The organism is Corynebacterium sphenisci DSM 44792 (genome assembly GCF_001941505.1).
Lineage (GTDB): Bacteria > Actinomycetota > Actinomycetes > Mycobacteriales > Mycobacteriaceae > Corynebacterium > Corynebacterium sphenisci.
In genome coordinates, this window is the sequence record NZ_CP009248.1 from 1197873 (window position 1) to 1210645 (window position 12773).

Sequence of the window (12773 nt, forward strand, 5' to 3'; positions counted from 1 at the left end):
AAGCCTAAGCAAACATGTGCAAGAACTATGGGCAATGCTAGCGTCTGCATATCAAGTCAGATAGGGCAAGGCCGGGGCAGCCCATGATCCCGAGCCTTCCCTGAGGAACCGAAAGGCACAGCCCATGCCGAAGCCCAGCCCCACCCCAGCACCCGGATCCGTCCCCGGGACCGTCACCCTGGACCGGGTGCCCGTCGGCGCCACCGCGGTGCTCGCGGCCCCGCGCACCGAACCCCGGCTGTGCCGGCGCCTCGCCGAACTGGGGCTGCGCCCCGGGATGAGCGTCGTCGTCGGCCAGCGCACCGCCGCCGGCGGCCGGGTGCTGCGCAGCGGCGGCTCCCGCTACGCCGTCGACCAGGCCACCCTGCGCGAGATGGACGTGCTCGCATGAGCGCCGACGCCCGCGCCACCGGCCCCGCGCTCGCGGACCGCCCCGCCGCCATCGCCGCCGCCCCCGGCTGCCACTCCTGCGCCGGCGGCGCCCCCGCCCCCGCCGGGGCACCGGTGATCGGCCTGGTCGGCGCCCCCAACGCCGGCAAATCCACCCTCTTCAACGCCCTCACCGGGGCGAAGGTGCAGATGGGCAACTGGCCCGGCACCACCGTCGAGGTCGCCCGGGGGGCCTGGCGCACCGAGGCCGGGGTCTACGACGTGATCGACTTCCCCGGCACCTACTCCCTGGAGCCGCTGAGCCCGGACGAGCACCTCACCCGGGAGATGCTCGTGGAGAAGCCCCCGGCGGAGCGGCCGGATCTGGTGCTCGTCGCCGTGGACGCCACCAACCTGGCCCGCGGGCTCTACCTGGCCTGCCAGGTCGCCGAACTGCCCTACCGGGTGGTCGCGGTGCTCACCAAATCCGATGTCGCCCGCGCGCACGGCGCCGAGATCGACGCCGCCGCCCTGGCCGATGAGCTGGGCTTCCCGGTGGTGGACTGCGATCCGCGGCGCCGCGCCGGGGTGGCCGCCATCGCCCCGGTGGTCGCCGCCGCCCTCGCCGGCTGCGCCACCGTGCTGCATCCCGCGCCGGAGGGCGCCGAGCCCGGGGAGGACGCCGCGGTGGAGCGCCGCTTCGCCCGGATCGACGCCGCGGTCGCCGCGGCGCGCTCCGGGGCCGGCGACCGGGTCACCGCCTCCGACCGCTTCGACCGGGTGGCGCTGCACCCGGTGGCCGGGCCGCTGCTCTTCCTCGCCGCGATGTGGCTGGTCTTCCAGATCACCACCACCGTCGCCGCACCCCTCCAGGACGGCCTGGAATCCCTGGTCACCGGGCCGCTCTCGGATGCGGCGCGCGCCCTGCTGGCGGCGGTGGGCCTGGGCGGGCCGGTGGCCACCGGCCTCATCGTGGACGGGCTCATCGGCGGCGTCGGCATGGTGCTCACCTTCGCGCCCCTGATGGCGCTGATGTTCCTCTGCCTCGCGGTGCTGGAGGACTCCGGGTACATGGCCCGGGCCGCGGTGGTCACCGACCGGGTGATGCGCGCCATCGGGCTGCCCGGCAAGGCCTTCATCCCGCTCATCGTCGGCTTCGGCTGCAACGTGCCCGCGATCTCCGCCACCCGGGTGCTCGGCAACCCCCGGCACCGGCTGCTCACCGCGCTGCTCATCCCCTTCACCTCCTGCTCGGCGCGGCTCACCGTCTACGTCATGCTCGCGGCGACCTTCTTCCCCGGCCACGCCGGCACCGTGGTCTTCGCGATGTACCTCATCTCGATCGGGCTGATCGTGGCCACCGGGCTGGTGCTGCGGCACACCCTGTGGCGCACCATGGGCTCCGAGCCGCTGGTCATCGACCTGCCCACCTACCAGCTGCCCACCCCGCGGCTGGCGCTGTCGGTGACCTGGATCCGGCTCCGGGGCTTCCTGCGCACCGCCGGCGGGATCATCGTGGCCACCGTCGCGGTGGTGTGGGCGCTGCAGTCCATCCCGGTGGTCGACGGCTACGGCATCGCCGACGAGGACCTCGCCCCCCGGGACAGCGTCTACGGGGCGGTCTCGGAGACCATCGCCCCGGTCTTCGAACCCGCCGGCTACGGCTCCTGGTCGCTCACCGGCACCCTCATCACCGGCTTCGTCGCCAAGGAGGCGGTGATCTCCACCTGGGCGCAGACCTACGCCGTCGACGACGTCACCGACGCCGCCCCGGAGGAGCAGGCCGGCTCCGCGCTCGCCGAGCGCACCCGGGCGGATTTCGCGGAGGCCTCCGGCGGGCACCCCATCGCCGCGGTGTGGGCCTTCATGGTCTTCCTGCTCGCCTACACCCCCTGCGTGGCCACGCTGGCCGCCCAGAAACGCGAAATCGGCCTGCGCTGGACCCTGTTCGGGCTGGTGGTGCAGCTGCTCGGCGCCTGGCTGCTCTCCGTGGCGGTCTTCCAGACCCTCGCCGCGCTGCTCTAGGGGGACGGGCATGCTGAGCAGACTGCTGCGCGGCCGCGGCGCGGCCGCCCCCGCCGCCGCGCCGGCCCGGCCGCTGGCCGCGGTGGAGGCGGCCATCGCCGCCGGGGCCACCTCCCGGGCGGAGATCGCCCGGGCCACCGGCCTGGCCGGGGGCACCGTGGACGCCGCCATGGCCCACCTGGAGCGCACCGGGCGCCTAACCCGGGAGGCCTTCGCCGCGCCCTGCGCGGCCGCCGGCTGCGCGGGCTGCCCCGCGGCCGCCGGCGGGGCCTGCGCCACCGACGCCGGCGGCCGGCGCGGCCCGGTGGCCCTGGTGCTGCGCCCCCGGCCCGCCGGCTAGCCGGCGGGCGGCGCGCCCCACGGCCCGGTCGCCCGCCGCCGCCGGGGTGCGGGCACAATGGGGGCCACGATGAGCAACCAGCACGCCGCCGCCGACGCCGCCGCCCCCGGGACCCCCGACCGCCCCGCCGATCCGGACCGGATCGCCGGGGCCGCCGCGGATCCGACCGCCCCCGCCGCACCGGGGGAGCCGGACCCGGCCGGGCCCGGCGACCCCACCGTCGGCGACCTGGACCTGGAGGCGCGCTCCGCGCTGCGCCGGATCACCCGGGCGGCCACCCACGCCACCGACGCCGAGGACATCACCGAGGTCGAGTACCGGCAGCTCCGCCTGGAGCGGGTGGTGCTGCTCGGGGTGTGGACCGAGGGCAGCCTCGCCGAGGCGGAGGCGTCCATGGCGGAGCTGCGGGCGCTGGCCGAGACCGCCGGCTCCGAGGTCCTGGACGCGGTGATCCAGCGCCGCGACCAGCCCGACCCGGGCACCTACATCGGCTCCGGGAAGGTCGCCGAGCTGCGGGACCTGATCCGGGCCACCGGGGCGGACACCGTGATCGCCGACGGGGAGCTCTCCCCCGGGCAGATGGTCGCCCTGGAGGACCGGCTGGACGCGAAAGTGATCGACCGCACCATGCTCATCCTGGACATCTTCGCCCAGCACGCGAAGTCCAAGGAGGGCAAGGCGCAGGTCTCCCTGGCCCAGATGCAGTACCTCATCACCCGGCTGCGCGGCTGGGGCCACTCCCTGTCCCGGCAGGCCGGCGGCCGTGCCGGCTCCAACGGCGGGGTGGGCCTGCGCGGGCCCGGCGAGACCAAGATCGAGACCGACCGGCGCCGGCTGCGCCAGGAGATGGCCCGGATCCGCCGGGAGCTGGCCGGGATGACCACCGCCCGCAAGGTCAAGCGGGCCCGCCGCCAGGCCGGGCACCTGCCCCGGATCGCCATCGCCGGCTACACCAACGCCGGCAAATCCTCGCTGCTCAACGCGCTCACCGGGGCGGGGGTGCTGGTGGAGGACGAGCTCTTCGCCACCCTGGACCCGACCACCCGGCGGGCCCGGCTGCGCGACGGGCGCACCGTGATCATGACCGACACGGTCGGCTTCGTCCGGCATCTGCCCACCCAGCTGGTGGAGGCCTTCCGCTCCACCCTGGAGGAGATCGTGGAGGCCGACCTGATCCTGCACGTCGTGGACGGCTCCGACCCCTTCCCGCGCAAGCAGATCCGCGCGGTGCGGGAGGTGATCGACGAGGTGGTGGCGGAGACCGGCGCCCCGGCCCCGCCGGAGCTGCTGGTGGTCAACAAGATCGACGCCGCCGACCCGGCGACCCTGGCGGAGCTGCGGCACGGCCTCGATGACGTGGTCTTCGTCTCCGCGCGCACCGGGGAGGGCCTGGCGGAGCTGGAGACCCGGATCGAGCTGGCCCTGAACATGCTGGACCGGCATGTGCTGCTGCGGATCCCCTTCGACCGGGGGGACCTGGTCTCCCGGATCCACGAGCAGGGCACCGTGCTGGCGGAGTCCTACACCGCCGAGGGCACCGAGCTGGACGCCCGGGTGCCGGTGTCCGTGGCCGAGGAGCTCGCCGGGTACATCGCCGAGGAGGACCCCGGGGCGTAGCATCGGGGTCCGTGACATCCACCCCCGGCGGCGCCGCCGCACCCGAGTCCACCGCACCCCACCCCGGCCGGCTCTTCGGCTGGTCCCTGCACGGCGACGGCCGCCGGATCGCCCCCGGCGGGGTGGTCGCCCCGGAGGAGCGGCTGAGCTGGCCGCGCACCATCGGCATCGGCATGCAGCACGTGATCGCCATGTTCGGCGCCACCCTGCTGGTGCCGCTGCTCACCGGCTTCCCGGTGAACACCACCCTGCTGTTCTCCGGGCTGGGCACCATGGGCTTCCTGCTGCTCACCCGCAACCGGCTGCCCAGCTACCTGGGCTCCTCCTTCGCCTTCATCGCCCCGCTCACCGCCGCCGAGGCCCAGGGCATCGGGGTGCAGCTGGGCGTGGTGATCTCCGCCGGCCTGGTGCTCGCCGCGGTCGGGTTCGCGGTGCGCCTGGCGGGCCGGCGGATCCTGGACGCGGTGATGCCCCCGGCGGTCACCGGCGCGATCGTGGCGCTCATCGGCTTCAACCTGGCGCCCGCGGCGACCTCGAACTTCGCCGCCCAGCCGCTGGTCGCCTTCGTCACCCTGGCCGGGATCGTGGTGGCCACCGTCGCCGGCCGGGGCATGGTGGCCCGGCTGGGCGTGCTCCTCGGCGTGGTCGCCGGCTGGGCCTTCGCGGCGGCCACCGGCAACCTCGACCCGGAGGCGACGACCGCGCTGGCGGCCGCGGACTGGTTCGGGCTGCCCGCCTTCCACCACCCGGAGTTCCGGCTGTCCTCGGTGCTGGTCGGCCTGCCGGTGATCGTGGTGCTGATCGCGGAGAACGTCGGCCACGTCAAGGCGGTGAGCGCCATGACCGGCCGGGATCTCGACGATCTGGCCGGGGACGCGCTCATCGCCGACGGGCTGGCGACCACCCTGGCCGGCGGCTTCGGCGGCTCCGGCACCACCACCTACGCGGAGAACATCGGGGTGATGGCGGCGACCCGGGTGTACTCCACCGCCGCGTACTGGGTGGCCGCGGCCACCGCGGTGACCCTGGCGTTCATCCCCAAGTTCGGGGCGCTCATCCTCACCATCCCCACCGGGGTGCTCGGCGGCGCGGCGACGGTGCTCTACGGCCTCATCGGCATGCTGGGGGTGCGGATTTGGCTGGACAACCGGGTGGACTTCAACAACCCGGTGAACCTGCTCGCCGCGGCCACCGCGCTCATCGCCGGGATCGGCAACCTCACCCTGGACGTCGGCGGGCTCACCCTGGAGGGGATCGCCTGGGGCTCGGTGGGCATCATCGTCGGCTACCCCGTGCTGGCCCGGCTCTACGGCCGCATCGGCGAGGGCCGGCTGGCCGGCTGAGGCGCCGGGCGGCCCCCGGCCCGCGCGCCGCCTCGGGGGAGGAACGCGCGGGCCGGGGGCCGCGTGCCGGGTCCGGGCGCTATTCCTCGTCCAGGTTCTTCTCCACCAGGGCGGCGATCGCGGCCACCGCGTCGGCGTTGTCGGAGCTGATCGTCACCTGGTCGCCGTGCTCGGCGCCCAGGGACATGATCATCAGGGAGGAGGCCGCGTCGGCGGGCTCCGCGTCATCGTCGTCGGCGTCGACGAGCTCGATCAGGATCTCGTCGTCGTACTCGGCGGCGGCCTCGGAGATGACGGTGGCGGGCCGGGCGTGCAGCCCGACCGTGGAGCCGACGGTGACGGTGGTGGAGGCCATGCTGGGGGTCCTTTCTTCGGATGCGGGGCCGGGCCCGCGGGGTGAACCGGCGGGGCGGCGCCGGGCGGGACCCGGCGCGCCCCCTCACCGGAAATGCTACGTGCCCGCACCCGCCGGCGCCGCCGCCGCGGCGGTGGCATCCGCCACGCCCGGGTCGGCGGCCGCCCCGGGCCGCAGATGCTTGAGCAGGCTCACCGCGGTCGCGCCGACCACGGTGCCCGCGGCGATGGCCAGCAGCCACCAGCCGAAGCCGTCGATGGCGAAGAAGACGAACACCCCGCCATGCGGGGCATGCGAGGCCGCCCCGAAGGCCATGGACAGCGCCCCGGTGACCGCGCCGCCGGCCATCATCGAGGGGATCACCCGCAGCGGATCGGCCGCGGCGAAGGGGATCGCGCCCTCGGAGATGAAGGAGGCGCCGAGCAGCCAGCCGGCCTTGCCGTTCTCCCGCTCCGCGGGGGTGAACAGCCGCGGGCGCAGCGCCGAGGCCAGGGCCATGGCCAGCGGCGGCACCATGCCGGCGGCCATCACCGCGGCCATCACCCGCATGCTCGCGGCGTCCCCGGTGGACAGTCCGGCGGTGGCGAAGAGGTAGGCGGCCTTGTTGATCGGCCCGCCCATGTCGGCGCACATCATCAGCCCGACGATCACCCCGAGCAGGGCCGCGGAACCGCCGGAGAGCGAGCCCAGCCAGGACTCCAGGCCCTCCATGAGGGAGGTCAGCGGGCGGCCGAGGAGCAGGAACATCAGCAGGCCCACCCCGGCGGAGGCGAGCAGCGGGATGATCACCACCGGCATCAGCGAGCCCAGCCAGCGCGGCACCCGGGCCGAGGCCAGCCCCAGGGCGATGAGCCCGGCGACGATGCCGGTGACCAGGCCGCCGAGGAAGCCCGCGCCGATGGTCGCGGAGATCGCCCCGCCGATGAAGCCGGGGGCGATGCCGGGGCGGCCGGCCAGGCCGAAGGCGATGAAGGCGGAGAGGATCGCCACGATCACGCCCATCCCGGCCTGGCCGGTGGTGAACAGCACCGCGCCCAGGTAGAGCGCCAGGCCCTCCCGGCGCACGGTCACCAGCTCCCCGTCCACGGCCACGTCATGGCCGGGCAGGTCCCACAGGGTGTGGTCGGCGACCACCGCCTGAGCGACCCGGGTGACGTCGTAGTCGCCGAAGAGGAAGCCCAGGGCGATGAGCAGGCCGGCGGCGGCGACGAAGGGCACCATGTAGCTCACCCCGGTCATCACCGCCTGCTGGATGCGCTTGCCCCAGCCCAGCCCGCCGGGCCCGCCGGCCTCGGCCGCGGCGGGATCCGCGGCGCCGGAATCGGCGGCGACCCGGTGCGCGCCCGGGTCCGCGGCGGCGGCGACCGCCTCGGCGATCATCGCCGCGGGCTCGTTGATGGCCCGCTTCACCCCGGATTCGACGACCGGTTTGCCGGCGAAGCGGCCCCGGTCGCGCACCCCGACGTCGGTGGCGAAGATCACCGCGTCCGCGGCGGCGATCACCGCCGGGTCGAGCACCGCGGTGGAGGAGGAGCCCTGGGTCTCCACGGTGAGCTCCACGCCCTCCGCGTCGGCGGCGGCCTGGGCGAGGGAGTCCGCGGCCATGTAGGTGTGCGCGATGCCGGTGGGGCAGGCGGTCACCGCCGCGATCCGGGTGATCCGGGTCGCCGGGCCGGCGTCGACCGGCTCCGGGCGCGGCGGCGCCGGGGTGGCCGGGGAGGCCGCGGGTTTGCCGGCGATGCGCTCGGCGACCGCGTCGACGATGTCGGCGGGGGTCCCCGCACCGCGCAGGCGGGCCCGGAAATCGGGTTTCACCAGGGCGCGGGCCAGCTTGGAGAGGATTTTCAGGTGGGCCTTGCCGGCGCCGGCGGGCGCGGCGATGAGGAAGACCAGATCGGCGGGGCCGTCGGGGCCGGAGAAGTCCACCGGGTCGGCGAGCCGGGCGAAGGCCAGGGTGGGTTCGGCGACCGTCTCGCTGCGGCAGTGCGGGATGGCCACCCCGCCGGGCACGCCGGTGCCGGCGGAGGCCTCCCGGGCCAGGGCGTCGGCGGCGAGCGCCTCGGCGGAGCCGGCGCGGCCGGCGGCGGCGACGAGTCCGGCGAGGCGCCGGATCACCGCCTCCGGGTCGGCCCCCGGCGAGACGTCGAGCTCGACCAGTTCGGGGGTGATGATGGTCTCGGTCATGGACGGTTCCCTTCGACGGGCGCGTCGGCGAGGATCGTGACGCGGGATTGATCCGGGTGCACCTGCACCGGCCGGGGTGCGGTGGTGCCGGGCAGGGAGGTCGCCGCCGCCCCGTAGGCGACGGCGCGGCGCAGCCGCGCCGCGGGGGCGTCCCCGGCGGCGTGGCCGAGCAGGTAGCCGGCCAGGGCGGAGTCGCCGGCGCCGACCGTGGACTGCGGGATGATCCGGGGGGAGGTGGCGTGCAGCACCGGGCCCCCGGCCAGGGCGAGCACCGCCCCGGCGGAGCCGAGGGTGATGAGCAGCTCCGGCACGCCCAGGGCGCCCACCGCGCGGGCGGCGGCGATGATCCCGGTGAAGTCGCCGGCCTCCGCCCGGGCCTCCAGGTCGGCGCCGTCGACCCCGGCGAGCTGGCCGAGCTCCACCCCGTTGGGCTTGAGCAGATCCGGGGCGGGCTGCCCGGCGCGCAGGGCCGCGCCGATCGCGGCCAGGGGCGCGTCGGAGGTGTCCACCGCGATTCGGGCGGCCGGGTTGGCGGCCCGCACCGCGGCGATCGCGCGCAGGTAGAACCGGGGGTCCACCCCGCGCGGCAGGGAGCCGGCGAGCACCACCCAGTCCGCGCCGGGGGCGTGCGCGGTGAGCCGGTCCAGGCAGCGGGCGGCGTCGTCGGGGTGCAGCTCCGAACCGGGGTTGTTGAGCTTGGTGGTGGTGCCGTCGCCCTCCACGATGGTGAGGTTGACCCGGGCCTCCTCGTCGACGTCGACGGGCTCGTAGGGCACCCCGGCGGCGCGCACCAGCCGGCAGAACCGGCCGGATTTGGCCACCGGGAACAGCGCCAGGGTGGACCGGCCGGCGCGCTCCACCGCGGCGGAGACGTTCACCCCCTTGCCGCCGGCGACGTCATTGGCCCCGGTGAGGCGGTAGACGCCGCCGCGGGTGAGCGGGCGGGGCACCGAGCAGGTGCGGTCGATGGAGGGGTTGGGGGTGAGGGTGAGGATCATCGCGCGATGACGACCTCCACCCCGTTTTCGCCGAGTTCGTCGATGAACGCCCGCGGGGCGGAGTCATCGGTGATCACCACGTCGATGTCCTCCAGGGAGGCGAAGCTGACCAGGTAGTCCCGGCCCAGCTTGGTGGAGTCGCAGAGCACCACCACCTGGCGGGCGTTGGCGATCATGGCCCGCTTCACCGCCGCCTCCTGGGGGTCGGCGGTGGACAGGCCGTGGTCGATGGTCACCGCGTTGGAGCCGATGAAGGCCACGTCGGCGCGCATCAGGGCCAGGGTGCGCAGCGCCTGGTCGCCGACCACCGCCTGGGTGATCGCGCGCACCGAGCCGCCGAGCAGCTGCAGCTCCATGTAGGGGTTGGCGGCCAGGGTCAGCGCCGAGGGCAGCGAGTTGGTGACCACCGACCAGTGCCGGTGGTTGGGGTTGGCGGCCATCAGCTTGGCCAGGGCCTCGGTGGTGGTGCCGCCGTCGAGGAAGATCCCGCAGCCGGATTCGGGCAGGAAGGCCACCGCGGCGCGGGCGATGAGCCGCTTGGCGTCGCGCTGCGCGTTCTCCCGGTCGGCGACGGAGACCTCCAGGGTCTGGAAGGCCTTGGCGGCCACGGCGCCGCCGTGCACCCGGTTGACCGCGCCCTCCTCGGCGAGCTCCTTGAGATCGCGGCGGATGGTCTCGGCGGTGACATCGAAGGTCTCCGCGAGTTCGGCGACCATCACCCGGCCCTCCACGGCGGTGAGCGAGGCGATCTTGCGTCGCCGTTCCTCTGCGTACATTCCGGGGTACCTCCTGGCTGGCTGGGGCGGGTGGGGTGTGCGGGGCCCGGGGGAGGCGGGATCCGGGCCGATGCCCGTTTTTCCCGCGGATTCCCTGGATTCACCCGTGATCCTGCCCGATTATGCCCGATTGTCAAGGAGGTTTGCAGAATTAACCCCGGTGGGGGTGGCGTACCATGGAGGGGACACGCACATGTGGCCCGCCGCCCCCGGAGCCCCGTCGCACCGGCGGCCGGGCTCCGTCATCCAGGAGGAACGCATGCCCGAAGAGCTCACCGTCAAGGCCGCGCCCGTCGTCCCCGGGGTGCGCTACGCGCCCGCGGTATGGGCCAACCCGCGGCCGGCGCTGCCCGACGACAACGCCACCATCGCCGCCGAGGACGTCGACGCCGAGGTGGAGCGCTTCCGGGCGGCCACCACCGCGGTCTCCGAGCGGCTCGCCGCCCGGGCCGGCCGGGCCGAGGGCTCGGCCGCCGAGGTGCTGCTGGCCACCTCCAAGCTCACCCTGGACCGGGGCTGGCACCGTGCCGCGGTGAAGGAGATCAAGGCCCGGGTGCCCGCCGAGGTCGGCGTGGCCCGGGCGATCGACAAGTTCGTGGAGATGTTCCGCGCCGCCGGCGGGGTGATGGCCGAGCGCACCACCGACCTGGAGGACATCCGGGACCGGGTGATCGCCCACCTGCGCGGGGAGGAGGAGCCGGGCCTGCCCACCGTGGACGGGCCCTGCGTGCTGCTCGCCGAGGACCTCGCCCCGGCGGACACCGCCACCCTGGACCCGGCCCTGTTCACCGCGATGGTCACCGTGCTCGGCGGGCCCACCTCGCATACCGCGATCATCGCCCGCCAGCTGGGCGTGCCCTGCTGCGTCGCCGCCGGGGCGGCGCTGCGCGAGATCCCCGCCGGGGAGCCGCTGCTGGTGGACTGCATCACCGGGGTGGTGCGCACCGGGGCGGACCCGGAGCGGGCCCGGGAGGCCGTCGCCGAGGACCTGCGGCTGGCCGAGTTCACCGCCGCCTGGCGCGGGCCCGGCCGCACCGCCGAGGGCGAGCCGGTGCAGCTGCTGGCCAACGTCGGCGACGGCAACGCCGCCCGCGCCGCCGCCGAGGGCGTCGCCGAGGGGGTGGGCCTGTTCCGCACCGAGCTGTGCTTCCTCTCCGCGGCCACCGAGCCCAGCGTGGAGAACCAGGCCGAGATCTACGCCAAGGTGCTGCGCGCCTTCCCGGAGGACAAGGTGGTCATCCGCACCCTCGACGCCGGCAGCGACAAGCCGCTGGCCTTCGCCAACCTCGCCGATGAGGAGAACCCGGCGCTGGGCGTGCGGGGGCTGCGCATCTCCCGTTCCTCCAGCGGGCTGATGGAGCGCCAGCTCGACGCCATCGCCCGGGCCCGGGAGATCGCCGAACGCGCCCCGGAGGCCCCCATCTGGGTGATGGCGCCGATGGTGGCCACCCTCGAGGAGGCCACCTGGTTCGCCGGGCTGTGCCGGGACCGCGGGCTCACCGCCGGGGCGATGATCGAGATCCCGGCCGCGGCGCTGATGAGCCACGACCTGATGAAGGTGCTCGACTTCGTCTCCATCGGCACCAACGACCTCACCCAGTACGCGATGGCCGCCGACCGGCTCTCCCCGGCCCTGGCCTACCTCACCGACCCCTGGCAGCCGGCGGTGCTCCGGCTCATCGACATGACCTGCCGCTCCGGGGCGGACATGGACGTGCCGGTGGGGGTGTGCGGGGAGGCCGCCGCGGATCCGGCGCTGGCCTGCGTGCTGGTGGGCATGGGGGTGGCCTCGCTGTCCGCCGCGGCCACCGCGCTGCCCGGAGTGGGCGCCCAGCTCGGCGTGGTCACCCGGGAGCAGTGCCGGGCCGCCGCCCGGCTGGCCCTGGACGCCCCCGACGCCGAGGCCGCGCGCACCGCGGTGCGCGAGCTGCTCGCCGAGGCCGCCGCGGACTGAGCCGCGCCCGGCGCACGCCGAAGGGCCCGGCCCCGGGGAGCTCCCCGGGGCCGGGCCCTTCGGCCGCGCGCTAGAGCTTGCGCAGCACGGTGACGACCTTGCCCAGGATCCGCGCCCGCTCGGCGGGGATCGGCTCGAAATCGTCGTTGTGCGGCAGCAGCCACTTGCCGGAGGCGTCCTCCGACCACTCCTTGCAGGTGGCCTCCCCGTCGATCATGGCGGCGACGAACTCGCCCTTCTCCGCCACGTTCTGGGAGCGCACCACCACCCAGTCGCCGTCGAAGATGCCGGCGTCCCGCATGGACTCGCCGACGATGCGCAGCATGAACAGCTCGCCCTGGCCGACCAGGTTCTCCGGCAGCGCCATGTAGTCGTCGATGTGCTGTTCGGCGAGGATCGGCGCCCCGGCGGCGATGTCGCCGACCACCGGCACGTAGGTGGGGGCGGTGGCGCCCTCCGGCACCTGCGGGATGTCCGGGCCGCCGGCGGGGGCGGGGGAGCGGTGGCCCAGATCGCGCACGTCCACCGCGCGCGGCTTCTTCGGATCGCGGCGCAGGAAGCCCTTCCGCTCGAGCTCCTTGAGCTGGTAGGCCACCGAGGAGGTGGAGTTCAGGCCGACCGCGTCGCCGATCTCGCGGATGCTCGGGGGGTAGCCCCGCTCCAGCACCGCCTCCCGGATCATGTCCAGGATGCGCCGCTGGCGTTCGGTGAGCGTCTTCGGATCGGGCCTGGTCTGCTCGGTCATCGTCGGTTCCTCCACGGTTGGCGTCGTTCGTCCACGCTCCGGAGCCGGTTCCCCCGGCGGCGCCCTC

Annotated in this window: 11 protein-coding genes; 6 read left to right on the plus strand and 5 right to left on the minus strand. The window is 75.0% G+C overall.

Annotated elements, in window-relative coordinates; genetic code table 11:
* Positions 1–124 precede the first annotated feature (124 nt).
* The 5 genes from CSPHI_RS05515 to CSPHI_RS05535 all read left to right on the plus strand — a co-directional run bounded on the left by CSPHI_RS05515 (position 125) and on the right by CSPHI_RS05535 (position 5694).
* Positions 125–391, plus strand: coding sequence for a FeoA family protein (locus CSPHI_RS05515; protein WP_084210269.1), 267 nt, complete (start codon positions 125–127; stop codon positions 389–391).
* Positions 388–2394, plus strand: a complete 2007-nt coding sequence (feoB, locus tag CSPHI_RS05520; RefSeq protein WP_084210270.1) for a ferrous iron transport protein B — start codon at positions 388–390, stop codon at positions 2392–2394. Before CSPHI_RS05515 ends, feoB begins: the two co-directional genes overlap by 4 nt.
* Before the next feature lie 10 nt (positions 2395–2404).
* The gene (locus CSPHI_RS05525) at positions 2405–2734 is read left to right on the plus strand and encodes a FeoC-like transcriptional regulator (protein ID WP_084210271.1); all 330 of its coding nucleotides are present in this window, start codon (positions 2405–2407) and stop codon (positions 2732–2734) included.
* A 69-nt stretch (positions 2735–2803) separates the two neighbouring features.
* Positions 2804–4351, plus strand: coding sequence for a GTPase HflX (gene hflX, locus CSPHI_RS05530; protein ID WP_084210272.1), 1548 nt, complete (start codon positions 2804–2806; stop codon positions 4349–4351).
* 86 nt (positions 4352–4437) lie between these two features.
* Complete coding sequence (locus tag CSPHI_RS05535) at positions 4438–5694, plus strand: uracil-xanthine permease family protein (RefSeq protein WP_075693792.1); 1257 nt, start codon at positions 4438–4440, stop codon at positions 5692–5694.
* A 79-nt stretch (positions 5695–5773) separates the two neighbouring features.
* Here CSPHI_RS05535 and CSPHI_RS05540 read toward each other — a convergent pair whose 3' ends face one another.
* From CSPHI_RS05540 to CSPHI_RS05555, 4 genes are all read right to left on the minus strand, one after another.
* Complete coding sequence (locus CSPHI_RS05540) at positions 5774–6049, minus strand: HPr family phosphocarrier protein (protein WP_075691860.1); 276 nt, start codon at positions 6047–6049, stop codon at positions 5774–5776.
* Positions 6050–6145: 96 nt separating this feature from the next.
* Positions 6146–8233 carry a PTS fructose transporter subunit IIABC gene (locus CSPHI_RS05545; protein WP_075691861.1) on the minus strand — a complete coding sequence of 696 codons (2088 nt, stop codon included), beginning with the start codon at positions 8231–8233 and terminating at the stop codon, positions 6146–6148.
* Positions 8230–9231 carry a 1-phosphofructokinase family hexose kinase gene (locus tag CSPHI_RS05550; RefSeq protein ID WP_075691862.1) on the minus strand — a complete coding sequence of 334 codons (1002 nt, stop codon included), beginning with the start codon at positions 9229–9231 and terminating at the stop codon, positions 8230–8232. Before CSPHI_RS05550 ends, CSPHI_RS05545 begins: the two co-directional genes overlap by 4 nt.
* The gene (locus CSPHI_RS05555) at positions 9228–10007 is read right to left on the minus strand and encodes a DeoR/GlpR family DNA-binding transcription regulator (RefSeq protein ID WP_075691863.1); all 780 of its coding nucleotides are present in this window, start codon (positions 10005–10007) and stop codon (positions 9228–9230) included. Before CSPHI_RS05555 ends, CSPHI_RS05550 begins: the two co-directional genes overlap by 4 nt.
* Before the next feature lie 259 nt (positions 10008–10266).
* Between CSPHI_RS05555 and CSPHI_RS05560 the strand changes: the two genes are divergently transcribed.
* Complete coding sequence (locus CSPHI_RS05560; RefSeq protein ID WP_075691864.1) at positions 10267–11961, plus strand: phosphoenolpyruvate--protein phosphotransferase; 1695 nt, start codon at positions 10267–10269, stop codon at positions 11959–11961.
* Positions 11962–12031: 70 nt separating this feature from the next.
* On the opposite strand, the gene lexA is transcribed toward CSPHI_RS05560, so the two are convergent.
* Entirely contained in the window at positions 12032–12706 is a 675-nt protein-coding gene (gene lexA / locus CSPHI_RS05565) for a transcriptional repressor LexA (RefSeq protein ID WP_075691865.1), read from the minus strand.
* Positions 12707–12773: the final 67 nt, after the last annotated feature.